Here is a 24,144-nt window from a genome sequence, read left to right as displayed (position 1 = left end):
GGGGCTTGCCAAAATGTCGCATCCCCGTCCGCACAGATTGACGGCAGGGGCGGCGGGGAGTGAGATCAGAAAAGACTGATACTCGAGACAAGCGATTGCACGCTCCGGATCGATGTCAGGCGGGCGGCCCGGCCTTCGCGAGGAGGACGGTGCCATAGGGGGGAGACAACGACGGGCCGAAAATGCCCGCACCCCTCCGCCCGGCACCCGGACGCGGGGTCAACAACGGGGGAGAAAGGAAACGCCATGGAGCCTATTCAGTGGTCGCGCTGGATGAGCGTCGGGAACGACGCGTTGGACGAGGATCATCGTGTCCTGATCGCCATCGTCAACAAGCTGTATGACGAAGCCGGTCGTCGGGATCCCGCCCTGATCGAAGCCATCCTGGATGAACTGATCGTCTACACCCGCCATCACTTCGCCGAGGAAGAGGCGGAGATGCAGCGGCTGAACTACCCGACCTTCGCGGCGCACAAGGCCTTGCACGACAAGCTGACCAGCCAGGTCGAAAGCTATCTTCGCGAGTTCCGCACCAACCGCGGCGGGATTTCCGGAGAGGAGGTGTTCCTGTTCTGCTCCGATTGGCTCGGCAAGCATATCCTGCGGGAGGACACCCGCTTCGGCGAATATGCCGACAGCGAAGCGGAACTTGCCATTGCGGAGTAGGGGGCTTGCTGACCTTGTGAATGCGCTGTCTGAAGAAAATAACCTAAAATACTGAAATAATTGGAAATTCTACATATCGCGCATCCTGCGTGCGCATTTTCCCAGAGCGCCCGACCCGAAAGGGGAGGGCGCTTTTCTTTTGGAGGACGCAGCGACCCGCGAGAGGGGAGGGGGGGCGCAAAGAAAAAACCCTCCCCGGAAGGGGAGGGCAGGGCAGGGCAGGGGCATGGAGGCGATGGTGTGTGCCGATCAGGCGACCGCGAGCTGCTCCAGATGGCGGTGGACGGACGGCAGCGCCATCGTCGTCTCGTACCGCCAGGCGCTGCGGTCGGCGAACAGGGCGCGCAGCAACTGGTTGTTCAGGGCATGGCCGGACCGCACGCCGTGGAAATGCCCGACGATCGGGGCACCGGCCAGATACAGGTCGCCGACGGCGTCGAGGATCTTGTGGCGCACGAACTCGTCGCTGAAGCGCAGGCCCTCGGCATTCATCACCGTGTCGCCGGAGATGACCACCGCATTGTCCAGCGAGCCGCCACGGGCGAGGCCCATCTTGCGCAGCCCCTCGACCTCGTGCAGGAAACCGAAGGTGCGGGCGCGGCTGATCTCGTCCTTGAAGCTGTCGGCATCCATCTCAACCGCGCGGGACTGGCGGGAGATGGCGGCGCTGTCGAAATCGATCTCGAAGCTGTAGGTCGTGGCGTCATCCGGCGTGAAGGACGCGCTCTTGACGCCATCGCCGATGGCGACCGGCTTCAGGATGCGGATGATCCGCCGCGGAGCCTTCTGAACAGCGACGCCGGCCTGCTCGATGGCCGCGACGAAGGGAGCGGCGCTGCCGTCCATGATCGGCACCTCGATGCCGTCCAGCGACACAATGGCGTTGTCGATGCCGCAGCCGGCCAGCGCCGACATCAGGTGCTCGATCGTGCCGACGGTGGTGCCGTGCTCGTTGCCGATCACGGTGCACAGCCGCGTGTCGACCACCGTATCCCAGCGCGCCGGGATGACGGCAGCGGCACCCTGGCGGTCGGTGCGGATGAAGGTGATGCCGGAATTCGCATCGGCCGGCGAAATCGTCAGCGTGACGATGACGCCCGAATGCAGCCCGACGCCGGCGATGGTGACCGCCTTCTTCAAGGTCTGCTGGAACATGCCATCCGCGTTGCTGCGATTGTTGGCCACGATGTCTTTTCCATCTTGGTCTGAACGAAATGGTTCTAGGCGATGCCTTGCCGGATGACCTTGGAAGATCATCGCGTCGGCAGTTTTCGCTTTCGACCATGCTGATAGGTAACACCGGAGATTAGAAATCGGCAAATCACTCATTGTTACCGTTTGTTGCAGGGCAAAAGAGGCGGGAAATCCAAATAATCCGCTGTACATCCATTTTGACCCGGCAACAAAAAAGCCCCGGAGACACGGAGGGTGTCCCGGGGTTCCGAAGGTCCGGTCAGGTTGTGGAGCCGCCGTCGCCGCGATTGGGAGGCTGCGGCGACGGCGGTTATCTCCGGCTTTCGCCGGGATGGGTCGACCGCCACACCGTGGCGGCGGTCAGGATCGGTCGCTCCTCAGTTGGCCTGCCGGCGCAGGAAGGCCGGAATATCCAGTTCCTCCTGCTCACCCGGCTTGGCATCGGCCCGCGGTGCGGGAGCCATCTGTTGCGGCGCGGCCGGGTAGCTCTGCTGGACGGCCGGGGCCTGCTGCGGCTGCTGTTGCGGCTGCTGCGGGGCGGCGGGATAGCCCTGCGGCGCCTGCTGGTACCCCTGCGGCGCCTGTTGCGGATAGGCAGGCTGCTGCTGCGGGTAGCCTTGCGGTGCCGGCTGATAGGCCTGCTGCGGCGCCGGCTGGTGCTGCGGGGCATGCTGGTAGGTCTGGGGGGCGGGTTGCGGGGCCTGCGGCGGCACCGGCTCTGACTTGCGGCCGAGACCGGTGACCAGACCGAACAGGAAATTTCCCTTGCGGGCCGGGGCCGGTTCCGGCGCGGGCGCCGGAGCCGGGCCGACCGACAGGCCGCCCGGATGCTGCGGCTGATGATGTTGGGGCTGGTGCTGCGGCTGGTGCTGCGGGGCATGCTGGTGCTGCGGGGCGGCCAGCGGGGCCTGCGGCTGCACCGGGGCCTGCTGCTGCGGCATCGGCTGCTGCTGCGGGGCCGTCATCGGGGCGGCACCGACGGTCATCGGCTGGCGCGGGCCGGCGTCGGCGGGCTTCGGCGCGAAGAAGTGGCCGCCCTGGTTCTCACCGTGCAGCAGCGGGCCGGCGGCCGGTTTCTGGGCTTCGGCGGCGGCATGCTGGGCGGCGTTGTGCTGGGCAGCGGCGTGCGCCGGGTCATGCTGGATCGCGGCGGCGCCGGCGGTCACCGGCTGCGGGGTGCGCAGGCCGGCCGCGGCGCTGGGGATCGCCGAGGCCGGGGCGGCGGCAGGGGCGCCGGTCAGGTTGCCGGGAGCCGCCGGCTTCTTGGCGCGGTCGCCGCCGATCAGCGACAGGTTGACCGGGTGGAGGGTGCGCGGGTTGGCCATCGCCGCGGCATCGATGCCGGTGGCGACGACCGAGACGCGCATCACCCCGTCCAGCGAGCTGTCGAAGGTCGAGCCGAAGATGATGTTGGCGTCGGGATCGACCTCGTCGCGGACGCGGTTGGCCGCCTCGTCGACCTCGAACAGGGTCATGTCATAGCCGCCGGTGATGTTGATCAGGACGCCGCGGGCACCCTTCATCGACACGTCGTCCAGCAGCGGGTTGGAGATGGCGGCCTCGGCGGCCTCGATGGCGCGGCGCTCGCCGTTGGCTTCGCCGGTGCCCATCATCGCCTTGCCCATCTCGGTCATGACGGACCGTATGTCGGCGAAATCCAGGTTGATCAGGCCGGGCATCACCATCAGGTCGGTGACGCCGCGCACGCCCGAATGCAGGACGTCGTCGGCCATCTTGAAGGCGTCCGCGAAGGTCGTCTTCTCGTTGGCGATGCGGAACAGGTTCTGGTTCGGGATGATGATCAGGGTGTCGACATACTGCTGCAGCTCGGCGATGCCGCCCTCGGCCAGCCGCATGCGGTGGCCGCCCTCGAAATGGAAGGGCTTGGTGACGACGCCGACGGTCAGGATGCCGCGCTCGCGGGCCGCGCGCGCGATGACCGGTGCCGCACCGGTGCCGGTGCCGCCGCCCATGCCGGCGGTGATGAACACCATGTTGGAGCCTTCGAGATACTGGACGATCTCGTCGATCTGCTCCTCGGCCGAGGCGCGGCCGACATCCGGCTTGGAGCCGGCGCCGAGGCCGCGGGTGGTGCCGGTGCCGAGCTGGATGCGCTTTTCGCACAAGGAACCCTTCAGCGCCTGCGCGTCGGTGTTGCCGACGACGAAGTCCACGCCTTCCAGGTTCGACTTGATCATGTTGTTGACAGCGTTGCCGCCGGCGCCGCCGACGCCGAAGACTGTGATGCGCGGCTTCAGCTCGGGCTCGATTTGGGGAATTGTCACGTTGATCATCGTATTCAGGCCTCCACAACCTGTTTTCGTTGGGTTTGATGTTTGATATGCCGCGACCGGCGCCCGGTTGTGTCCGGTGTCTGTCCGATCGGGAATCGGTGGATCGCCACGGGGAGACTCATCAGAGATTCTCCCGCAGCCACAGGCCGACGCGGCCCAGGAGCCCGCTGGATGCGACCGCCTCCTGGCCGGTCACCATCAGCTCCGTCGGGTTGCGGACGGCGTGCAGAAGCAGGCCCGCGACCGTCGCGAAGGCCGGACCGCCATGCGCCTCCTCGAGGCCGGCGATCCGGGTCGGACGGGCGATGCGGACCTGTTTGTCCAGGATCGGCGAGGCGAGGTCGCGCGTGTTGGGCAGCTGGCTGGCGCCGCCGGTCAGCACGACGCGGCGGCCGACCAGCCGGGAATGGCCCGACTGCTCGATGGCGCTGCGCACCTCCTCGAAGATTTCCTCCATCCTGGCCTGGATGATGCTGACCAGGAAGGAGCGCGGATGGCTGGCGGTGCCGCTGCCGCTGCGCTCGTCCTCGCCGATCTGCGGCACCTCGATCATCTCGCGCTCGTCGGCCGGGTTCACCCGGGCGCTGCCGGACAGCACCTTCAGCCGTTCGGCATGGACCAGCGGCGTGGTCAGGCCATGGGCGATGTCGTTGGTGACGTGCCGCCCGCCGAGCGGCACGAAGCCGGTCCATATCAGGTTGCCTTCGGCGAAGATCGAGATGGTGGTGCCGCCGCCGCCGATGTCGACGCAGGCGGCGCCCATCTCCATCTCGTCCTCGACCAGGCAGGCGAGGCCGGAGGCGAAGGGGCTGACCACGATGGACTCGATGTTCAGGTGGCAGCGGGCGATGCAGGCGTGCAGCGTGCGGATGGCGCCGGCCGCTGCGGTCACGACATGCAGCTGGGCGCCCAGCGCATGCCCGCTCATCCCCTTGGGATCGCGGATGCCGCGGCTGCCGTCCAGGGTGAAGCCCAGGGGAATGGTGTGGATCAGCGCCTGGTCGGGGCCGGCCTGGAGGGTGCGGGCATGGGCCATGGCGCGGCGGATGTCGCCCTCCGTCACCTCCTGGCCGGACACGGGGACGCTGGCGGTGAAGGCGTGCGAGCGCGGATGGCCCATCGACAGGTTGACCACCACGTCGTGCACCGTCTCGCCGGCCATCTGCTCGGCCGCATGCACGGCGGCGCCGATCGAGGTCTCCGCCGCTTCCATGTCGATGATGGTTCCGGCGCGGATGCCCGTGGCGATCTGGTGGCCGACGCCGATCACGCGGAGCGAGCCGGGCTCGTCCATCCGCGCGATGACGCAGCACACCTTCGTCGAGCCGACGTCCAGCGCCGTGACGATTCCGCCACGTGCTGGCCGCTTCGGCTTCTTGGCGCCGTTAAATCCCATACCGAACATGCCCCCCAAGTCTTTCCTCACTCCTGTCTTCACACGGCAATCGGTACTTCCCCACAAGCACCCGCCGCCGGCCGGCTCACGATTTCTTGCCGTTCTTCTTCTTGGTGTCGTCTTCCCAGCCCGGAAGCTGGGCGGTGGCCGAGGTCTGGATCGCCGCGCGGTCGGGCTGGCGCAGGTCGATGGCGACGATGTCGCGGTCGAGCACATGGCTGGCCGTGTGCATCTGCTCCAGCTGGCGCAGGGCCCGGCGCATTTCGGTCGTGCCTTCCGGCAGCTTCACCGTCACGCCGTTGCTCAGCTGCAGGTTCCAGCGGCGGTCGCTGATCCAGCTGGCCGACGACAGCAGCGGGGCGATGGTGGGGGCGTTGTCCAGCGCCGACAGCAGGGTGTGGACCTGCTGCGGCGCGTTGGCGCCGATCACCTGGGGCAGGGTTTCGATGCGCTGGTTGCCGCGGCGCGCCAGCTCCGCCGCATCGGCCAGCGGCCGGCCGGCGCGGTCGATGACGGTGAACTGCCGCTCGTGCTGCCAGATCGCCATCGGCTGGCGTTCCGACAGGCGGATGTAGAGGAAGCCGGGCAGCCGCCGCTCGATGGAGGCCGACGACACCCAGGGCAGTTCCTCCAGCCGCTGCTTGGCCTCGGCGAGGTCGATCGACAGGATCGGTTCGCCCCGGCGCACGCCCAGCGCGTCGAGCACGGCGTCGCGCTCGGTTTCGCTGCGGCCGACCACCAGGATTTCCGACAGGCGGAAGCCCATGTCGCCGGTGGTCTGGATGACGCTGTCCCGCACCGCATCCAGCGTGTCGACCAGGTTGCCGCGCTTCCAGGTCGATCCGGCCGCAGCGGTCAGCGCCAGCACCGGCGTCAGGACCAGCGCCGTCTTGACGGCCGAGCGGGTCCAGCGCGGCCAGGCGCGTCGCCGCTTGCCTTTCTCCGCCGACGCGGCCATGGCGCGCGGCGGGGTCGGCATCTCGTCCCGGGCCCGCGCGCCGGCGGCGGCGGCGCGGAAGTCCGGGTTGGCCATCAGGCGAGCTGACATGCGGCATTCTCCACCAGCCAGCCGACCAGCGCGCCGTAGGTGATCCCCACATGCGCGGCCTGTTCGGGCACCAGCGACAGGGGCGTCATCCCCGGCTGGTTGTTGATCTCCAGGAAATACAGACCGTCGGTTCCCGGCCGGCTGTCGTCCCAGCGGAAGTCGCTGCGCGACACGCCCCGGCAGCCCAGGGTGTGGTGCGCCAGCACCGCCAGCCGTTTCGCCTCCTCCGCAACGACCTCGGGGATCGCGGCGGGGATGGTGTGGACGGCATGGCCGGCACTGTATTTCGCGGTATAGTCGTAGACCTGTGCCTGGAAGGCGATCTCGGTCACCGCCAGTGCGCGGTCACCCATGACACCCACGGTCAGCTCACGACCAGGAATGAACTCTTCGACCAGCGCGCGTTCCCCGAAGGTCCACGCATCGCCGACCGGGCTGTTCTGCCCTTCGCGGACCAGGGTTACGCCAACGGTCGAGCCTTCGTCCACAGGCTTGACGATATAGGGCGCCGGCATGGGGTGGGTACCGCCGGTGATCTCCCCACGGGACAGAACCATGCCTTTGGGGGAGCGCACGCCGGCCGTCTCCAGCACCCGCTTGGTCATCGCCTTGTCCATGGCGATGGCCGATGCCTGGACGCCGGAATGGGTGTAGGGCAAGCCCAGGAACTCCAGGATGCCCTGGATCGTCCCGTCCTCGCCGCCGCGCCCGTGCAGGGCGTTGAACACCACGTCGGGGCGCGGGTGGGTCAGCGCCTGCATCAGCCCGCCTAGGTCGCGCTGCACGTCGATGGCGGTGACGCGGTAGCCTTCCTCTTCCAGGGCCTTGGCGACGCCGGCCCCGCTGACCAGCGACACCTCGCGCTCGGCCGACCAGCCGCCCATCAGGACGGCGACATGCTTCTTGTGGGCGTGCAGCAGGGCTTCGGTCATTGGGCGGTGCTTTCTTCGGCGGCCAGGACGCCGATGCGCTTGATTTCCCATTCCAGCGTGACGCCGCTGGTCTCGAACACGCGGCGGCGGACCTCCTCGCCCAGCGCTTCCAGCTGGGCGGCGGTGGCAGTGCCGTTGTTGATCAGGAAGTTGCAGTGCATTTCCGACACCTGGGCGTCGCCGATGGACAGGCCGCGGCAACCGGCCTTGTCGATCAGTTCCCAGGCTTTGTGTCCGTCGGGATTCTTGAAGGTCGAACCGCCGGTGCGCGAGCGGACCGGCTGGCTGTCGGCGCGCTTGGAGGATATCTCCGCCATGCGTCGCGCGATCTCCAGCGGGTTGCCGGGTTCGCCGCGCAGGATGGCGCCGGTGAAGATGCAATCCTCCGGGGCGCCGCTGTGGCGGTAGGTGAAGCCCATGCCGGCATGGCTGAACTCCAGCCGCCGGCCGTCGCGCGCCACCGCAGTGGCGGAGACCAGCACGTCGGCCAGCTCGCGGCCATAGGCGCCTCCGTTCATGCGCAGCGCGCCGCCGACGGTGCCGGGGATGCCCGACAGGAACTCCAGCCCTCCGATCCCGGCGTCGCGGGCGACCATGGCGACGTTGAGGTCGAGCGCCGCGGCTCCCGCCGTCAGCGTCATGCCGTCCCCGGTCCCATCCGCCACGATATCGGTGAAGCCGCGGCCGAGCCGGATGGTGACGCCCGGCACGCCGCCGTCCCGCACCAGCAGGTTGGAGGCGACGCCGATCACCGTCACCGGCACCTCGGCCGGCAGAGCGGCCAGGAACCCAGCCAGATCGTCGGCGTCGGCCGGGCGGAACATCACCTCGGCCGGGCCGCCGACGCGGAACCATGTCACCGACGCCAGCGGGGCGTCGGCGGTCAGCCGGCCGCGCACCGCGGGCATCCGTCCGATCAGATGGCCGTCTGGGGCGTTCATGCGCGGGGCCGCCTTCATCGCGCCGCGCCATAGAGGGCGGACAACTCGCCCGGCAGGGCATTGGCCCATTGGGTGATGTTGCCGGCGCCCAGGCAGACGACGAAGTCGCCGGTCTTGGCCATCTCGCGCACCACCTGGGCCAGCTCCTGCGGGGTGTGGAGGGCCACGACATGGCGGTGGCCGTGCATGCGCAGGCCCTCGACCAGGCTGTCGCGGCTGACGCCCTCGATCGGTGCCTCACCTGCGGCATAGACGTCGGCGACGATCACGGCATCGGCGTCGTTGAAGCAGGTGCAGAATTCCTCGAACAGGGCGGCGAGGCGCGAGTAGCGGTGCGGCTGGACCACCGCGATGGTGCGGCCGGTGCCGGCGGTGCGGGCGGCCTTCAGCACGGCGGCGATCTCCACCGGATGGTGGCCGTAATCGTCGATCACGGTGATGCCGTTGGTCTCGCCGGTCTTGGTGAAGCGGCGCTTCACGCCCTGGAACTTGGCCATGCTGTCGCGCATCACCACGTCGGGCAGCCCCATCTCGTTGCCGACGGCGAAGCAGGCGAGGGAGTTCTGGACGTTGTGCGGCCCGTACATCGGCAGGCGCACGCCGGCGATGGCGCGGCTCTCGCCGGTGTGGCGGTCGTAGATCAGCACGTCGTACTTGGCGCCGTCGGGCCCCAGCTCGACGTTGACCGCCCGGATGTCGGCCTGCGGCGAGAAGCCGTAGGTGACGATGCGGCGGTCGGACACGCGCGGGATCATCGCCTGCACTTCGGGGTGGTCGATGCAGAGCGCGGCGAAGCCGTAGAAGGGAATGTTCTGGACGAAGCTGTCGAAGGCGGCCCGGGCGTTGTCGAAGGTGCCGTAGAAGTCCAGATGCTCCGGATCCATGTTGGTGACGACGGCGATGCAGGCCGGCAGCTTGACGAAGGTGCCGTCGCTCTCGTCCGCCTCGACCACCATCCAGTCGCCGGTGCCGAGCCGGGTGTTGGAGCCGTAGGCGTTGATGATGCCGCCGTTGATGACGGTCGGGTCGAGGTTCGCGTGCTCCAGCATGTGGCCGACCATCGAGGTCGTCGTGGTCTTCCCGTGGGTGCCGCCGATGGCGATCGCCCATTTCAGCCGCATCAGCTCGCCCAGCATCTCGGCGCGGCGGACCACCGGCACCAATGCTGCGCGGGCGGCCACCACCTCCGGGTTGTCGCGCTTGACGGCGGAGGAGACGACGACCACGGCGGCCCCGGCGATGTTCTCGCCGCGGTGGCCGACGAACACCTTGATGCCCAGCTCGCGCAGGCGCTTGACGTTGGCGTTCTCGGCGAGGTCGGAGCCCTGGACGGTATAGCCCAGGTTCCGCAGCACCTCGGCGATGCCGCTCATGCCGATGCCGCCGATGCCGACGAAGTGGATGGTGCCGATCGAGAGGGGGAGGGCGCGCATGTCAGGCTTACTTTCCGCGGCGAAGCATCAGGCGAAGGGTGGCGTCGACCGCCCCGTCGGAGAGGTCGGGGGGAAGGGGTTGCGATCCGTGGATCATCGACAGGCGGTCGCGCAGGAAGCCGCTTTCGGCAAGGAAGCGCGGAACCAGCGGACAGCCCGGACGGTTGTACCAGCCGCCCTCGGTCCGCGTCATGTCCGCCGGCCAGTCCTGCAGGGGACGCGGTGTCCGCCGGGTGAGATTCCGCATGGTCTTGATCATTCTGCGGCCCCCTTGGCGCTGGACCCGGCGGCGGACGGCCGGGCGTGGGATTGGTCGTGGGTCTGGTCGTGATCGGCCCGGCTCACGCCGGCGCCATGAACACCCGTGCTGTTGGCGGCGCTGCCGCCGGCTCCCAGCATCGCCAGGACGGCGTCGGCCAGCGCGGTGGCGGCGTCGGCGGTGCCCCAGCCGTGGGCGGCGCGGGCGGCGTCGGCCAGAGCCTGCGGATCGGCCAGCAGCCCGGCCAGCCGGTCGGCCAGGGCCTGCGCGGTGAAGGCAGGCTGCGGGATCGGCCAGGCGGCGCCGGCCTCCGCCAGATGGCGGGCGTTGGCGGCCTGATGGTCGTCGGTGGCGAAGGGGTAGGGCACCAGGATCGCCGGGCGGCCGATGCAGGTCAACTCGGCGATGGTCGAGGCGCCGGCGCGGGTGATGGCGAGGTGGCAGGTGGCAAGCCGGTCCGGCACGTCGCGGAAGAAGGTCTGCAACTCCAGCCGCGCGAGGCCCAGCGGCTCCAGCGCGTCGCGGGCGGCCTCCAGGTCTTCCGGCCGGCACTGCTGCGCCAGATGGATGCGGGCGCGCAACTCCTCCGGCAGCAGGGCGAGGGCGGCCGGGACGATCTCGGAGAAGACGCGCGCGCCCTGGCTGCCGCCCATCACCAGCAGCCGGACCGGGCCGTTCGCTTCGGGTGCCGCATAGGCGGCGAGGCGGCGGGCGGACACCGCCGGACGCACCGGGTTGCCGGTGCGGACGATCTTGGCGCGCTGCTCCTCGCCCAGCTTCTCGATGCCGGGGAAGGCGACGGCCAGCCGCCGGGCACCGGCGATCAGCATCCGGTTGGCGCGGCCAAGCACGGCGTTCTGTTCGTGCAGCAGGGCCGGCACGCGCGACTGGATCGCGGCATAGACGGTGGGCACGGACGGGTAGCCGCCGAAGCCGACCACGGCGGCGGGGTCGAGCTGGCGCATCAGCGAACGCGCCTCCAGCAGGCCGAGCCCCATCTGCAGCGCGGCCTTCAGCTTGCCGATCAGGCCGGCCCCGGGGGAGGCCGCGCGGATGCGGTGCACCGGCACCTCCGGCAGGGTGTCGCCGAAGGCTTGGCCGCGCTTGTCGGTGACCAACGTCACGGCACGGCCGCGGGCCAGCAGCTCGCGGGCCAGCGCCTCGGCCGGGAACATGTGCCCGCCGGTGCCGCCCGCGGCCAGCACGATCACCTTGTGCGCGGTGGGATCCAAGTCCGTCGGCCTCCTCATTCCAGCGGGCCGAAGCGCTTGCGTGTCAAAGCCAGAACCATGCCCATACCGAAGCCGAGTGCCAGCAGCGAGGAGCCGCCGTAGGAAATGAAAGGCAGGGTCATGCCCTTCGTCGGCATGAGATGCAAGGAGGATCCCATGTTGATCGCCGCCTGAAGCCCGAACTGGATCAGCAGGCCGGCGGCCGCCAGCAGGACGAAGTAATTGTTGTCGTTGAAGACCCGTGCGAACCCGCGCAACACGACGAAGGCGAACAGCACCACCAACCCAAGGCAGAAGATCAGGCCCAGCTCTTCCCCGGCGACCGCGAAGATGAAATCGGCATGGCTGTCGGGCAGGTAGAACTTCACCGTGCCCTGGCCGGGACCGGTGCCCATCAGCCCGCCGTTGGCGAAGGCCTCCAGCGAGCGGTTGACCTGATAGTTGTCGCCGGCATGGGGGTCGAGGAAACGGTCGATGCGGCTGGTGACGTGCGGCAGCGTGTAATAGGCTCCGATCAGCCCGACCACGCCCAGCCCGCCGAGCCCCATCACCAGGACGAGGTTCAGCCCGGCCAGGAAGAACTGGGTGAACCACACCGCGGAGACGACGAAGGTCATGCCAAGGTCGGGCTGCAGGATCAGGCCGGCCATGGTGACGCCGTAGAGCACGATCGACACCAGCGCGCCCGGGAAGCCCGGATTGGTGCGCGACAGCGAGAACAGCCACGCCGCCACCACCGCGAAGGCCGGCTTGACGAACTCGGACGGCTGGATCGACAGGCCGGGCACATGGATCCAGCGCCGGGCGCCCTTGATCTCGACGCCGACCACCAGCGTGGCGTAGACCAGCAGGACCGACAGCAGGAACACGCCCAGCGCCACCCGCCGCACGCCGCGCGGGCTGAGCAGCGAGACGCCGATCATGATGATGATCGCGGGGATCAGCATCATCAGGTGGCGTTCGACGAAATAGAAGGTGTCCTGGATGCCGATGCGTTCGGCCACCGGCGGGCTGGCCGCGGTGATCAGCACCGTGCCGAGGAACATCAGCAGGGCGACGGCGCCCAGCTGCCAGCGGTCGACCGTCCACCACCAGCGGCCGAAGATCGATTGGTCGGTGCGGTCGAAGGTGATCATGCACTGCCCCCGCTGGTCCCGACGTCGCTGTTCGCGTGCGCGCCGATGATGCCCGCGACATAGGCCGAGAAGGCTTCGCCGCGCTTCTCGAAATTGGCAAACTGGTCCCACGACGCGCAAGCTGGGGACAACAGCACGCAGGCGCCCTCCAGCCGCTCCGCCAGCGCCATGCCGGCCGCCTTCGCGGTGGCGACGTCCAGCGTGCCGCACCGTGTATAGGCAATGCCCTGCGCGTCGAGCCATGCGGCGAATTGATCCTGCGCCTCGCCGATCAGGAAGGCGTGGCGGACGCGGCTCCCGTAGCCCTCGAGACCGTTCAGCCCGGTGTCCTTGGCCTGTCCGCCGAGGATCCAGTAGATCGGGTCGAAGGTGGCGAGCGCCTTTTTGGTCGCGTCGGCATTGGTCGCCTTGCTGTCGTTGACGAAGCGCACGCCCTCCAGGCTGCCGACCAGCTGCTGCCGGTGGGCGAGGCCGGGGAAACTCGCCATCGCCGCGACGATGGCCGGTGCCGGCAGGCCGGCCGCCTTGCAGGCGGCGAAGGCCGCGGCGGCATTCTGCCAGTTGTGGGCGCCCAGCAGGGTCGGCAGCGTCGACAGCTCCACCACGCGCACGGCCGCGCCGTCGGTGTCGTCGACCAGCCAGCCCTCGGCGGCATAGACGCCGCCCGCCACCGGCCCTTGCGCCGAGACCGGCCAGATGCGCTGGTCGCCGGCCGCGACGAGATCGGCGTGAATCGCCCGGCAATGCTCGTCGTCCACGCCGATCACCGCGGTGCGCGGCCGGGTCTGGCGGTGGAAGATCAACCTTTTGGCGGCGACGTAGCCATCCATCCCGCCATGCCGGGCGAGATGGTCGGGGGTGATGTTCAGCAGGACGGCGATGTCGAATGTGATGGAGTGGGTCAGCTCCAGCTGGTAGCTCGACATTTCCAGGATGCAGGTCCCGCCCGATCCCAGCGGATCGAAGCTCAGCACCGGCGTGCCCAGGTTGCCGCCCACCGCGATCCGGCGGCCGGCCGCGGCCATGATGTGGCCGATCAGCGTCGTGGTGGTCGATTTGCCGTTGGTGCCGGTGATGCCGATGAAGGCGCAGTCGCGCTCGGCCCGGCCCAGCAGCTCGATGTCGCAGACCAGCTCGATCCCCAGCGCGCGGGCGCGCTCGGCCACCGGGTGCGGCTTGGGGTGGGTGTGGGGAATGCCGGGCGACCAGACGATGGTGGTCAGGTCCGACAGGTCGGCGGTGGCGAGATCGGCGACGGCGAAGCCCTCGGCTTCCGCCGCGGCGCGCGAGGCCGGGTTGTCGTCCCACACCCGCACCTCGGCCCCGCTGTCGCGCAGCGCCCGGGCGGTGGCAAGGCCGGACTTGCCCAGCCCCATCACCGCCACCGGCAGCTCCTGCATATAGAACAGGTCGATCATCGTCGGCCCCCTCAGCGCAGCTTCAGCGTGGACAGGCCGACCAGCGCCAGGATCGACGCGATGATCCAGAAGCGGATCACCACCGTCGGTTCGGCCCAGCCCTTCTTCTCGAAATGATGGTGCAGCGGCGCCATGCGGAAGACCCGCTTGCCGGTCAGCTTGAAGGAGGCGACCTGCACGATGACCGACACCGTCTCCAGCACGAACAGGCCGCCGATGATGGCGAGCACGATTTCGTGCTTGGTCACCACGCTGACGGCGCCCAGCGCGCCGCCCAGCGACAGCGACCCGGTGTCGCCCATGAAGACCATGGCCGGCGGGGCGTTGTACCACAGGAAGCCCAGCCCGGCGCCGACCAGCGCGCCGCAGAAGATCGTCAGCTCGCCCGATCCCGGCACATGGTGGATTTGCAGGTAGTTGGCGAAGATCGCGTTGCCCGACAGGTAGGAGATCAGGCCGAAGCAGCCGGCGGCGATCATCGTCGGCACGATGGCGAGCCCGTCCAGCCCATCGGTCAGGTTCACCGAGTTCGACGCGCCGACCATGATGAAGGCGCCGAAGGGGACGAAGAACCAGGACAGCTGGATCAGGAAATCCTTGACGAAGGGAACCGCCACGCCGCCCGACAGCGGCGGTGCCGACACCCACATGATCAGCGCCGAGGCGACCAGACCGATGGCGATCTCCCAGCCCAGGCGGAAGCGGCCGGACAGTCCCTTGGTGTTGCGCTTGGTCAGCTTGAGATAATCGTCGCCGAAGCCGATCAGGCCGTAGCCGATGGTGACCAGCAGCACGATCCAGATGTAGGCGTTGGTCAGGTCGGCCCACAGCAGGGTGCTGACCGTCATGGCGATCAGGATCATCAGGCCGCCCATGGTGGGCGTGCCCTTCTTCTTGAAGTGGGACTCCGGGCCGTCGGCGCGGATGGGCTGTCCCTCGCCCTGCTTGTGCTTGAGCCAGGCGATCAGGCGCGGAAAGAACACGAAGCTGATGACCAGCGACGTGATCACGGCGCCGCCGGTCCGGAAGGTCAGGTACCGGAACAGGTTGAACGGCGTGAAGACGTCGGCCAGACCGAAGAGGAGATTGTAGAGCATTTGGGTCCGTCAGCCTCGCGGTGCATGCGCGGAGTGCGCGGCCGCCTGCGGCTGGTTGGTGATTCGGGAGGCGGCTTTGTCCTCGCTTTCGCGGCCTCTGTCGAGTGCCGCGAGCGCATCGACGACCAGACCTGTGCGACTGCCAAGCGACCCCTTGACCATCACCACGTCGCCGCCCTTCACCGATGCGGTCACGATGGGGGCCAAATCGACGCTGGACTCGCTCCAGGCACCGCGCATCGTCTCGGGCAGGCGGTCGAACAGCGCCCGCATGTGCTGGCCGCAGGCATAGACCGCATCGACCTGGGCGGCGCGCAGCGGTTCGGCCAGGGCGGCATGCAGGGCGTCGGCCCGGTCGCCGAGTTCGCGCATGTCGCCCAGCACGGCGATGCGGCGTCCGCCGGCGCCGGGATCGATCTTGCCCAGCACCTCCAGCGTCGCGGCCATCGCCGCCGGGCTGGCGTTGTAGCTTTCGTCGATCAGGGTGAAGGCGCCCTGGGGCGCCTGGATGCGCTTGCGGGTCCCGCGGCCCTTGACCGGCTGCAGGCTGGACAGCGACCGGGCGGCAGCGGCGACGTCGGCGCCCAGCGCCTTGACCGCCAGCAGGACGGCGAGGCTGTTCATCACCCAGTGTCTGCCGGGAAGCGATAGGCAATATTGCAGCCGCTCGCCGCGGACGACCGCGGTCACAGCGCTGCAAGTCGCGTGCAGCGAGCAGTCGAGCAGGCGGGCGTCGGCCCGGTCGTCGCTGCCGAAGCCCCAGATATGGGACAGGCCATGGCTTGCGGCAGCCGCGGCCAGACGGGCGAACTGCCCGTTGTCGCGGTTCAGCACGGCGACGCCGTTGGGGCCCATCCCCTCGAAGATCTCGGCCTTGGCGTCGGCGATGGCCTCGACGCCCGAGAAGAACTCCAGATGCGCGGCCTCGACCGTGGTGACGATGGCGACGTCCGGCCTGACCTGTCTGGACAGCGGGCCGAGTTCGCCGGCATGGTTCATCCCAAGCTCGAACACGCCATAGGCGCTCGATGCCGGCAGGCGGGCCAGCGACAGCGGCACGCCCCAATGGTTGTTCAGGCTGCCTTCGGTGGCATAGGTCGGGCCTTGCGCCGACAGGACGTGGCGCAGCGTCTCCTTGGTGCCGGTCTTGCCGACCGAGCCGGTGACGCCGACGAACCGCGCCCCGCAGTGTGCCCGCGCGGCGGCGCCCAGGGCGGCCATCGACTGGAGCGTGTCGGCCGGCACCAGCAGCAGCGGCGCGTCGGCCGGCAGCCCGTCCGGCACATGGTCGACCATCGCCGCGGCGGCCCCGGCGGCGAGCGCCGCGCCGACGAAGGCATGCCCGTCGAAGTTCGGGCCGCGGATGGCGACGAACAGGTCGCCAGGCGCGACCTTGCGGCTGTCGATGGTGACACCGGTGGCGGCCCAGGCGGACGGGCCGGACGTCCGCCCGCCGGTGGCGTCCGCCGCGTCCGCTGCGGTCCAGAGGGCCGTTTCGCCCGCCGCGGTCCGGAGGATCGTCTTGTCCGCAGTCTGCGTGACCGGCCTGTGGTCGCTCATGCTCCAACCTCCGCTACGGCTTTCCGGGCCTCGTCCGCGTCGTCGAACGGACGCACCTCGGTGCCGATCGTTTGTCCCTGCTCGTGCCCCTTTCCGGCGATGACCAGGACGTCGCCGGGCTGGAGCTGCCGCACCGCGGTGCGGATCGCCTCGGCCCGGTCGCCGATCTCCTCCAGCCGGCCCGCCAGTTCGCCGGCGGCCCCCGCCAGCACCTCGCTCCGCACGAAGGCGGGGTTCTCGGTGCGCGGGTTGTCGTCGGTGACGATGGCGCGGTCGGCCAGCCGGGCGGCCAGCGCTCCCATCACCGGCCGCTTGGTCCGGTCGCGGTCGCCGCCGCAGCCGAACACCGTCACCAGATGGCGCGAGGCGTGCGACCGCAGTGCCAGCAGCACCGTTTCCAGCGCGTCCGGCGTGTGGGCGAAATCGACATAGACCGCTGCCCCGTTGGGGTGGGTCGCGACATGCTGAAGCCGGCCCGGCACGCCTTCCAGCGTGGGAAGGGCGGCCAGGGCCTGCTCGACGTCGCCGCCGGAGCCGATGACCAATCCCAGCGCGCAGAGCACGTTCCAGGCCTGGAAGCGCCCAGCCAGCGGCAGGTCCACCGTCACCTCGCGACCGAGGACGGACAGGGAAAGCCGCTGGCCATGGGCCAATGCCTCCACCCCCGTCACCCGCAGCCCGGTGCCGGCGAGACCATAGGACAGGACGTGGTGGCCACGTTCGTTACAAATTGCGGCAAAAAAGTGGAAGTCGTCACTGTCCGCGTTCAGGACCGCGGTGCATCCTGGCGGTAGTATACGCTGGAAGAGCATCGCCTTCGCGTCGCGATAGGCGTCCATCGTCCCGTGATAGTCCAGATGGTCCAGCGTCAGGTTGGTGAAGCCGGCCGCCCTGACCGCCACGCCGTCGAGCCGGAACTGCTCCAGCCCGTGGCTCGACGCCTCCATCGCCAGATGGTCGATGCCAGCCTCCTTGGCCGCCGCGAGGTCGCGGTGCAGCGACACCGGGTCGGGCGTGGTCATCCCGCCATAGCCCTTCAGGCCAGGGCCGAGGAGCCCCAGCGTGCCCATGCTGCCGGCGGCCACCCCCATGCGCGTCCAGATCTGGGCGGCGAACTGGACGGTGGAGGTCTTGCCGTTGGTTCCGGTCACCGCCACCACGGTCTTCGGCTGGCGCCCGCCTTGGAAGGCGGCGGCCATGCGGGCGAAGGCGAGGCGGGGCTGCGGATCGGTCAGCAGGACGGCAGTGGAATTGGTGGCAGCCGAGTCGGCGGGCAGCACCGTGCCCTCGGGCGCCAGCACCGCCACGGCACCCCTGGCCAGCGCGTCGGCGATGAAGGCGCGCCCGTCGGTCTTCACGCCCGGCAGGGCGGCAAAGACAAAGCCGGGCCTGACCGCGCGGCTGTCGGCGGTCAGCCCGGCGATGTCGGGATCGCTGCCGGCCGGACCGGTATCAGCGGGGCTTGGTCTGAGTTGGGAAAGACGCAACGGTGCTTCCCTTCGGCGGGGGTGGGGCGGTGACGGGAGGCAGCGCCTGCTGCCAGTTGGTGGAGCCGGCGGCGTTCAGGTAGGTGGAGTTCAGGATCTCCGGCGCGTTCTCGTCCACCGTCGGCACGTTCAGCAACGGGCCGATCTGCTTGACGATGCGGCCGACCGCCGGCGCGGCGACCCAGCCGCCGGTTGCGTAGCCGTAAGTCTTGGCCGTCGCCTTCGGTTCGTCGACCAGCACATAGACGACGTAGCGCGGATCCTGCATTGGAAAGGCGCCCAGGAAGGACGACATGCGCGAGTTCTTCTGGTAGTGGCGCCCCTTCTGCTTGTCGGCGGTGCCGGTCTTGCCACCGACGACATAGCCCTTCACTTCGGCTGATTTGCCGGTGCCGTCGGCGACGACGAAGCGGAACATGCGCCGCATCATGTCGGAGGTCTGGCGCGACACCACCTGTTCGGTCGGAATCTCGGCGTCGGGCTGGCGCTTCAGCAGCGTCGGCTTGTGGAAGAAGCCGCCATTGATGACGGAGGCGGCTGCGGCCACCGTGTGCATCGGGCTGACCGAGATGCCGTGGCCGAAGGAGATCGTGTAGCTGTTGACCTCGCGCCACGGGTTGGGCACCAGCGGCCAGCCGCTTTCGGGCAACTCCAGCCCGGTGGGCTTGGTGAAGCCCATCTTGGTCATGAAGGCCTTCTGCGCCGCGATGCCCACCTGCTGGACCATGCGGACCGACCCGAGGTTGGAGGAGTGCTGGAACACCTCCGCCACCGTCAGGGCACGGTGCAGGCTGTGATAGTCGTTGATGGTGAAGCGGCCGATCTTCACGGGATGCGCTGCGTCGAACAGATCCGACGCGCGGATCTTGCCGGTATCGAACGCCAATGCCGAGTTGAAGATCTTGAAGGTGGAGCCCATCTCGTACACGCCGAGCGTCGCCCGGTTGAACAGCGTGTCGGGATCGAGGCCGGTCGGATCCTGCGGATCGAAATCGGGCAGCGAGACCATCGACAGCACTTCGCCGTTGCGCACGTCGAAGACGATGCCGGCGGCGCCGATGGCGCTGAACTCCTGCACCGTGGCGGCCAGTTCCTTCTTCAGGACATGCTGCAACCGGAGATCGATGGACAATTGCAGCGGCGTGCCGGGGTTCTCGGTCAGGCGCTTGTTGAAGCCCTGCTCCATTCCGGCGAGGCCGTTGTTGTCGATGCCGGTGAATCCCACCACATGCGAGGTCAGCGGACCGGCCGGGTAGAAGCGGCGCTCCTCGCGCTCGAAGGCGACGCCGGGGATGCCCAGGCGGTGGACGGCGGCCTGCTGCTTCGGCGTCAGGTTGCGCTTCAGCCAGACGAAGCGGCGGTCGCCGGACAGCTTGGCGACCAGATCCTTGTAATCCAGTTCCGGCAGGACGCCGGCCAGCTTCTGCGCGGCCTCTTCCGGGCGCGACACCAGCTTGGGGTCGGCATAGAGCGATTGGGTGACCAGCGAGGTCGCCAGCAGGTTGCCGTTGCGGTCGAGGATGTCGGCCCGGTTCGTGGTGGTGTTGTCCACCTCGAGCGCGACGTGCTGGCGCGGCTCGCCGCCGCCGCCGAACAGGGTGGCCATCGCCAGCTTGACGCTGATCGCGGTGAACACGGTGGTGACCACGGCGGCCGTCACCAGCAGGCGGTAGCGGCTCTGGTCAAGCGCGACGGCCAGCGATGTCCGCGGTTTGGATGCCGAATGCTGCGCCTGATGGTTCGGCGTCGGCGCCGGGGGCGGGACATAGGTGCTGCCGGGGCTGTGCGGCACCCCGCCGCCGGGTTGGCCGCCCTGGTCGTAGCCGGTCATCGGTTGGCACCCAGACGGGCGACCAGCAGGCCCAGGCTGTCCGTCGGCTTCGGCTGGTAGGGCTGCTGCGGCTGGGCGGCGGCGGTCTTGACTGCGGCCGGTGCCGGCGGCATCGGCCGCGCGGCCAGCTCGGTCGGCCGGGGCGCGGTCGGGGCGCCGGGCGCCAGCTTGCCGGCGGCGGCGGGCTTCTCCGGGGCCTTCTCGACCGGTGCGCGGGCGTTGCCGGGCACCAGCGCCGACGGCTTGATCCGGTTGACGGGGCTCGGTTCGGCAATGCCGCCGGAGGAGGGCAGGGCGGCGGGGACCACCACCGGCGCGCGTTCCAGCGCCTTGTCCATCGGCAACGGCCGCGGCAGGCCGGCCGGCGCGCTGACCGGGACGATGCCGGAAACCGCGGCCGGTAGGGCTGCGGGTGCGCGGGCGACGGCGACCTGCGGCGCGCCGCTGCCAGGCGCGCGGACCATCGGCGGCAGCGGTGCCGCGCCGGGCAGGGCGGCGGGCGGCTGCACGACGGCATCGCCCGGCCGCATCGGGATCGCGTCCATCGCCATGAACTGGCGCGGTTCGGTCGGCTGCATCGCCAGATAGGCGTGCGCCATCTGCTCCAGCTTGGTCGGGTCGTTCAGATAGCTCCACTCGGCCTTCAGGACCTGGATGGACTCCTGTTCCTGGATGATCTTGCGGTTCAGCCCGGCGAGCTTCTCCTCGAGATCCTGGACGTCGTAGCTGGTCTGGAACAGCACGCCGCCGGCGACGGCGATCAGGCCTCCCCAGAAGAGCCAGGTCTTGCCTTTCATGCTGCCTCCTTGCCGGGCGCCGGAAACGCGGCCGCCTCGGTACGTTCAGCCGCGCGCAGCCGGGCGGACCGGGCGCGAGGGTTGTTGCGGGCTTCGGCGTCGCTCGGGTCCACGGGTTTCCGGGAGAGCAGGCGGAAGGATGAGTGGTGCGCCGCGACCGCGGTCACGGGCGTATGACGGGACGGGGAGGCGGGCGGCGAGGAGCGGTCCCGCAGGAATGCCTTGACCTCGCGGTCCTCCAGCGAATGGAAGGAGACGACGGCCAGGCGCCCGCCGGGGGCCAGCAGCGACTCGGCAGCGGACAGGCCGCGCCGCAGTTCGCCCAACTCGTCGTTCACATGGATGCGCAGGGCCTGGAAGGTCCGGGTGGCCGGGTCGATCGCGTCGCCCTTCCCCTTCGGCACCACCGAGCGGACGATGTCGGCCAGCCGTGCCGTGCGCTCGATCGGCGAGTCGCGGCGGGCGGCGACGATGGCCCGGGCGACGCGCCGCGCCATCCGCTCCTCGCCCAGATGATAGACGATGTCGGCCAGTTCGGCCTCGCCGGCGGTGTTGACCACGTCGGCGGCGGTCGGCCCATCCCGTCCCATCCGCATGTCGAGCGGACCGTCGAAGCGGAAGGAGAAGCCGCGTTCCGGCTCGTCGATCTGGGGGGAGGAGACGCCGACATCGAGCGCCACGCCGTCGACCTTGGCGACGCCATGCTCCGCCAGCAGCCGGTCCGCGACCAGCCGGTCCATGTCGCCGAACCGGCCCTCGATCACCTCCAGCCGGCCCGGAAATGCCTGGGCCAGGGCGCGGCCGCGCTCGATCGCCGCGGGGTCGCGGTCGATGCCGATGACGCGGCAGGAGGCCGATTCGAGAAGGGCGCGGCTGTAGCCGCCGGCACCGAAGGTGCCGTCGACATAGATGCCGCCGTCGCGCGGGGCGAGCGCGGCGATCACCTCGGCCAGCATCACCGGGATATGGACGGGGGCGGCTGTCATGCGCCCTCCCCGCTCCGGCTGGCGGCGCCGCGCGACGCCTTGGCCACGATCTGGCTGAGCGAGATGTCCTTGCGCACGACCTGCTCGCGCAGCGCGGCTTCGTGGGCCTTCAACGCGTTGGGCTCCCAAATCTGGAAGGTCTTGCGGCGGCCGATGAAGGCTGCCTCCTCGCCGATGCCGGCGAACTCCGCCAGTTCCCTGGGCAGGACGATGCGGCCTTCGGCGTCGAGGGAGACGGGGATCAGCTTGCCGAAGATGAAGGTCTCGATCATATCGCGCTCGTCGGCATCGAGGTCGGGGGATTCGAGGCTTTCGGAGAGGACGTCGAGATAGTCCTGGTCGGCGCCTTCCAGCGCCTGGTGGTTCAGCGAGGGCCAGAGATAGACGGTGTTGGCCGCCGAGCTTTTGGCAAGCGACTGCCGGAACTGTGCCGGGATGGACACACGCCCTTTCCTGTCAACCTTATTGACGTATGTGGACAGGAAAACGGCCATCGGCCCGGTGGTCCCCCCTGTTATCCCCCGACCCCGCCATGCGCGGTCGGGTGCCCCGCGCCAGCTCCGCTTGGCCCATTCGGCTCCCGCCCCAGGTGTTAACCAAAATGGGCAAGAGCCCCCCTTAAATGGGCATTCTTGGGATAGCATGGGACGGCATGGGCGTCAACGCTCCCCCGAGTATTCAGACGGGGGTGTCAAGACTTTTGGGTGACGCTGTGGCATCCGGGCAAGTTGGTGTACGAATTCTCAGTATCTTCGCAGTATTGTGCTGGACTCTGCCGATGTGGATAAGGTTATCCACACGCGTTCCTCAAATGTTCCGACACTTTAATAAAATGCAGGCGTTCCATAGTTTCTCGGGCGTACGAATCGACCCCTGCGAACGGCATAGGTCCTTGGGTGGGGACGCCTGGTCGATCATGGGATGGCATGGGAATGCGCCCCACACTTATCCACCGGCTGTGGATTAGTCTGGGGAAAATGTGGACGGGACCGTGAAGGGTTCGGGGATGACCGTTAAAAAGCCTGGCTGGGAGCCGGGTGCGGGAGTGGCGCGGGGCAGGCCATATCGTCGCAGGGCTGTGGATGACGCCCATTCCGTCCCATCCCCAGGCCATCCAGGCCTCCGGGGTCGAGGGCGGGCGCATGGGTGGGCATCCCCATGGGGCGCCATGGGACGGCCGTCGATGGATGCGGCCCGACCGGGCCAAATTTCGGGACGGAAGAGCAGGGGATAGGGGGAAAAGCGCCAGATGGCCTGTAAGCCGGGTTCTGTATCCCGATCCCGAAGGATCGGGCGATGGCCATTCGTCTGGGACGCCGGTTGCCCGGACGCCTCGCGCGACCAACCCGAGCGGCGGCGCAGAAACGCGCTTGGCCCACGCCCGTCCCGTTGCGGGGACGGTGGCCGGGCCGCTCCTATTCGGTCTTGCTCCCGGTGGGGTTTACCGTGCCGTCCCCGTTGCCGGGTCCGCGGTGCGCTCTTACCGCACCCTTTCACCCTTACCTGGGCCGAAGCCCCGGCGGTTTGCTTTCTGTGGCACTTTCCCTAGGGTCGCCCCCGCCGGCCGTTAGCCGGCACCGTGTTTCCGTGGAGCCCGGACTTTCCTCCCCCGGTCGAAACCGAAGGCGGCCATCCGGCCATCTGGCGCGGTCGTTCATATAGGGAAGCGGCCGTGGGGGCAAATCCCAAATCCTGGGTGCCGCGCGAAATCGGGCCCGCCCGGCGCTGGCCGGGAAGACCGGTGTCACCGCCCCGTCAGCCGCAGCAGGGCGCGCAGGCTTCGCACCGTTCCGGCATCGGCGGCGCCGGTCAGCGTGCCGGGATGGAAATGGCGCTGGAAGGCCAGCAGCGCCCGCGGCCCGGCCGGATCGTAGCCGTAGCGCCCCAGCAGGGCGGCGACATCCGCATCCGCAACGGGACCGTCGTCGGCCTGGGACGGCGTGGGCCAGATCCCAACGCCCTGGGCGGCGAGGCCGGGCCAGTCGAACAGTTCGCCCGGATCCTCCTTGCGGTCCGGGGCGACGTCGCTGTGGCCCAGCACGTCGGCGGGGGCGATGGCGTGCCGCGCGACGATGCCGCGGCAAAGCTCCGCGACCGCCGCCATCTGGACGGGCGGGAAGGGGCGATAGCCGAACTCGTGGCCGGGATTGACGATCTCGACGCCGATGGAACGGCCGTTGACGTCTCCGGCCCCGCGCCAGCTCGACCGGCCGGCATGCCAGGCACGGCGGTCTTCCGGGACATGGGCATAGACGGTGCCGTCCTCGTCCACCGTGTAATGGGCGCTGACCTGGGACGCCGGGTCGCACAGCCGGTCCAGCGCATGGGCGGCGCTGGGCATGCCGGTGTAATGCAGGATCAGCAGCTCGACCCGCGCATCCGCGGCCCGCGGGCCATGGTTGGGGGAAGGGCGGTCGATCCGGCGGAAGCTGCTCAT

Annotated in this window: 20 protein-coding genes and 1 other RNA gene; 1 reads left to right on the top strand and 20 read right to left on the bottom strand. The window is 69.2% G+C overall.

Annotation, left to right across the window (positions count from 1 at the left end; genetic code table 11):
- Positions 1 to 246 precede the first annotated feature (246 nt).
- Complete coding sequence (locus ABMY26_RS24215; protein WP_372397169.1) at positions 247 to 666, top strand: bacteriohemerythrin; 420 nt, start codon at positions 247 to 249, stop codon at positions 664 to 666.
- Between the two features lie 249 nt (positions 667 to 915).
- Here the strand turns inward: ABMY26_RS24215 and lpxC are convergent, their stop codons facing one another.
- The 20 genes from lpxC to ABMY26_RS24115 form a co-directional block, all read right to left on the bottom strand.
- Entirely contained in the window at positions 916 to 1,851 is a 936-nt protein-coding gene (gene lpxC, locus ABMY26_RS24210) for a UDP-3-O-acyl-N-acetylglucosamine deacetylase (RefSeq protein WP_372397168.1), read from the bottom strand.
- 386 nt (positions 1,852 to 2,237) lie between these two features.
- The gene (gene ftsZ, locus ABMY26_RS24205; protein WP_372397167.1) at positions 2,238 to 4,154 is read right to left on the bottom strand and encodes a cell division protein FtsZ; all 1,917 of its coding nucleotides are present in this window, start codon (positions 4,152 to 4,154) and stop codon (positions 2,238 to 2,240) included.
- A gap of 121 nt (positions 4,155 to 4,275) precedes the next feature.
- Positions 4,276 to 5,559 carry a cell division protein FtsA gene (ftsA, locus tag ABMY26_RS24200; protein ID WP_372399059.1) on the bottom strand — a complete coding sequence of 428 codons (1,284 nt, stop codon included), beginning with the start codon at positions 5,557 to 5,559 and terminating at the stop codon, positions 4,276 to 4,278.
- Between the two features lie 76 nt (positions 5,560 to 5,635).
- The gene (locus ABMY26_RS24195; RefSeq protein WP_372397166.1) at positions 5,636 to 6,598 is read right to left on the bottom strand and encodes a cell division protein FtsQ/DivIB; all 963 of its coding nucleotides are present in this window, start codon (positions 6,596 to 6,598) and stop codon (positions 5,636 to 5,638) included.
- Positions 6,583 to 7,530 (bottom strand): D-alanine--D-alanine ligase, encoded by a 948-nt coding sequence (locus ABMY26_RS24190; RefSeq protein WP_045580698.1) that lies wholly within the window; start codon positions 7,528 to 7,530, stop codon positions 6,583 to 6,585. The genes ABMY26_RS24195 and ABMY26_RS24190 overlap by 16 nt, the downstream gene beginning before the upstream one ends.
- Positions 7,527 to 8,489 (bottom strand): UDP-N-acetylmuramate dehydrogenase, encoded by a 963-nt coding sequence (murB, locus tag ABMY26_RS24185; RefSeq protein WP_372397165.1) that lies wholly within the window; start codon positions 8,487 to 8,489, stop codon positions 7,527 to 7,529. Before murB ends, ABMY26_RS24190 begins: the two co-directional genes overlap by 4 nt.
- Complete coding sequence (gene murC, locus ABMY26_RS24180) at positions 8,486 to 9,904, bottom strand: UDP-N-acetylmuramate--L-alanine ligase (RefSeq protein WP_372397164.1); 1,419 nt, start codon at positions 9,902 to 9,904, stop codon at positions 8,486 to 8,488. Before murC ends, murB begins: the two co-directional genes overlap by 4 nt.
- A gap of 7 nt (positions 9,905 to 9,911) precedes the next feature.
- Entirely contained in the window at positions 9,912 to 10,163 is a 252-nt protein-coding gene (locus ABMY26_RS24175) for a hypothetical protein (RefSeq protein WP_372397163.1), read from the bottom strand.
- Positions 10,160 to 11,413, bottom strand: a complete 1,254-nt coding sequence (gene murG / locus ABMY26_RS24170) for an undecaprenyldiphospho-muramoylpentapeptide beta-N-acetylglucosaminyltransferase (RefSeq protein WP_372397162.1) — start codon at positions 11,411 to 11,413, stop codon at positions 10,160 to 10,162. The genes ABMY26_RS24175 and murG overlap by 4 nt, the downstream gene beginning before the upstream one ends.
- Complete coding sequence (locus ABMY26_RS24165) at positions 11,410 to 12,531, bottom strand: FtsW/RodA/SpoVE family cell cycle protein (RefSeq protein ID WP_045580693.1); 1,122 nt, start codon at positions 12,529 to 12,531, stop codon at positions 11,410 to 11,412. The genes murG and ABMY26_RS24165 overlap by 4 nt, the downstream gene beginning before the upstream one ends.
- The gene (gene murD, locus ABMY26_RS24160) at positions 12,528 to 13,949 is read right to left on the bottom strand and encodes a UDP-N-acetylmuramoyl-L-alanine--D-glutamate ligase (protein WP_372397161.1); all 1,422 of its coding nucleotides are present in this window, start codon (positions 13,947 to 13,949) and stop codon (positions 12,528 to 12,530) included. Before murD ends, ABMY26_RS24165 begins: the two co-directional genes overlap by 4 nt.
- A gap of 11 nt (positions 13,950 to 13,960) precedes the next feature.
- The gene (gene mraY, locus ABMY26_RS24155; RefSeq protein ID WP_045580691.1) at positions 13,961 to 15,046 is read right to left on the bottom strand and encodes a phospho-N-acetylmuramoyl-pentapeptide-transferase; all 1,086 of its coding nucleotides are present in this window, start codon (positions 15,044 to 15,046) and stop codon (positions 13,961 to 13,963) included.
- Positions 15,047 to 15,055: 9 nt separating this feature from the next.
- Positions 15,056 to 16,606, bottom strand: coding sequence for a UDP-N-acetylmuramoylalanyl-D-glutamyl-2,6-diaminopimelate--D-alanyl-D-alanine ligase (locus ABMY26_RS24150; RefSeq protein WP_372397160.1), 1,551 nt, complete (start codon positions 16,604 to 16,606; stop codon positions 15,056 to 15,058).
- Complete coding sequence (locus ABMY26_RS24145) at positions 16,603 to 18,093, bottom strand: UDP-N-acetylmuramoyl-L-alanyl-D-glutamate--2,6-diaminopimelate ligase (RefSeq protein WP_372397159.1); 1,491 nt, start codon at positions 18,091 to 18,093, stop codon at positions 16,603 to 16,605. The genes ABMY26_RS24150 and ABMY26_RS24145 overlap by 4 nt, the downstream gene beginning before the upstream one ends.
- The gene (locus ABMY26_RS24140) at positions 18,059 to 19,924 is read right to left on the bottom strand and encodes a peptidoglycan D,D-transpeptidase FtsI family protein (RefSeq protein WP_372397158.1); all 1,866 of its coding nucleotides are present in this window, start codon (positions 19,922 to 19,924) and stop codon (positions 18,059 to 18,061) included. The genes ABMY26_RS24145 and ABMY26_RS24140 overlap by 35 nt, the downstream gene beginning before the upstream one ends.
- Positions 19,921 to 20,721, bottom strand: a complete 801-nt coding sequence (locus ABMY26_RS24135) for a hypothetical protein (RefSeq protein WP_372397157.1) — start codon at positions 20,719 to 20,721, stop codon at positions 19,921 to 19,923. Before ABMY26_RS24135 ends, ABMY26_RS24140 begins: the two co-directional genes overlap by 4 nt.
- The gene (rsmH, locus tag ABMY26_RS24130) at positions 20,718 to 21,707 is read right to left on the bottom strand and encodes a 16S rRNA (cytosine(1402)-N(4))-methyltransferase RsmH (protein WP_045580688.1); all 990 of its coding nucleotides are present in this window, start codon (positions 21,705 to 21,707) and stop codon (positions 20,718 to 20,720) included. Before rsmH ends, ABMY26_RS24135 begins: the two co-directional genes overlap by 4 nt.
- Positions 21,704 to 22,150, bottom strand: coding sequence for a division/cell wall cluster transcriptional repressor MraZ (locus tag ABMY26_RS24125; protein WP_372397156.1), 447 nt, complete (start codon positions 22,148 to 22,150; stop codon positions 21,704 to 21,706). Before ABMY26_RS24125 ends, rsmH begins: the two co-directional genes overlap by 4 nt.
- A gap of 798 nt (positions 22,151 to 22,948) precedes the next feature.
- An RNA gene (gene rnpB, locus ABMY26_RS24120) (RNase P RNA component class A) lies at positions 22,949 to 23,352 on the bottom strand.
- Positions 23,353 to 23,451: 99 nt separating this feature from the next.
- Positions 23,452 to 24,144, bottom strand: a complete 693-nt coding sequence (locus tag ABMY26_RS24115; RefSeq protein WP_372397154.1) for an N-acetylmuramoyl-L-alanine amidase — start codon at positions 24,142 to 24,144, stop codon at positions 23,452 to 23,454.

Origin of the sequence: Azospirillum sp. HJ39 (assembly GCF_041507355.1) — a bacterium.
Lineage (GTDB): Bacteria > Pseudomonadota > Alphaproteobacteria > Azospirillales > Azospirillaceae > Azospirillum > Azospirillum thiophilum.
The sequence above is the reverse complement of the archived record's forward strand: the minus strand, read 5'-3'. Positions and strand labels throughout refer to the sequence as shown.

Excerpts from the sequence above, each read along its gene's own strand:
- ABMY26_RS24215 (WP_372397169.1), top strand. The coding sequence starts at position 247 with ATGGAGCCTATTCAGTGGTCGCGCTGGATGAGCGTCGGGAACGACGCG.
- murB (WP_372397165.1), bottom strand. The coding sequence starts at position 8,489 with ATGAAGGCGGCCCCGCGCATGAACGCCCCAGACGGCCATCTGATCGGA.
- mraY (WP_045580691.1), bottom strand. The coding sequence starts at position 15,046 with ATGCTCTACAATCTCCTCTTCGGTCTGGCCGACGTCTTCACGCCGTTC.
- murC (WP_372397164.1), bottom strand. The coding sequence starts at position 9,904 with ATGCGCGCCCTCCCCCTCTCGATCGGCACCATCCACTTCGTCGGCATC.
- ftsA (WP_372399059.1), bottom strand. The coding sequence starts at position 5,559 with ATGTTCGGTATGGGATTTAACGGCGCCAAGAAGCCGAAGCGGCCAGCA.
- ABMY26_RS24115 (WP_372397154.1), bottom strand. The coding sequence starts at position 24,144 with ATGAGCAGCTTCCGCCGGATCGACCGCCCTTCCCCCAACCATGGCCCG.
- ABMY26_RS24135 (WP_372397157.1), bottom strand. The coding sequence starts at position 20,721 with ATGAAAGGCAAGACCTGGCTCTTCTGGGGAGGCCTGATCGCCGTCGCC.
- ftsZ (WP_372397167.1), bottom strand. The coding sequence starts at position 4,154 with ATGATCAACGTGACAATTCCCCAAATCGAGCCCGAGCTGAAGCCGCGC.
- ABMY26_RS24175 (WP_372397163.1), bottom strand. The coding sequence starts at position 10,163 with ATGATCAAGACCATGCGGAATCTCACCCGGCGGACACCGCGTCCCCTG.
- ABMY26_RS24150 (WP_372397160.1), bottom strand. The coding sequence starts at position 16,606 with ATGAGCGACCACAGGCCGGTCACGCAGACTGCGGACAAGACGATCCTC.
- ABMY26_RS24140 (WP_372397158.1), bottom strand. The coding sequence starts at position 19,924 with ATGACCGGCTACGACCAGGGCGGCCAACCCGGCGGCGGGGTGCCGCAC.
- ABMY26_RS24195 (WP_372397166.1), bottom strand. The coding sequence starts at position 6,598 with ATGTCAGCTCGCCTGATGGCCAACCCGGACTTCCGCGCCGCCGCCGCC.
- rsmH (WP_045580688.1), bottom strand. The coding sequence starts at position 21,707 with ATGACAGCCGCCCCCGTCCATATCCCGGTGATGCTGGCCGAGGTGATC.
- ABMY26_RS24165 (WP_045580693.1), bottom strand. The coding sequence starts at position 12,531 with ATGATCACCTTCGACCGCACCGACCAATCGATCTTCGGCCGCTGGTGG.
- ABMY26_RS24190 (WP_045580698.1), bottom strand. The coding sequence starts at position 7,530 with ATGACCGAAGCCCTGCTGCACGCCCACAAGAAGCATGTCGCCGTCCTG.
- murD (WP_372397161.1), bottom strand. The coding sequence starts at position 13,949 with ATGATCGACCTGTTCTATATGCAGGAGCTGCCGGTGGCGGTGATGGGG.
- murG (WP_372397162.1), bottom strand. The coding sequence starts at position 11,413 with ATGAGGAGGCCGACGGACTTGGATCCCACCGCGCACAAGGTGATCGTG.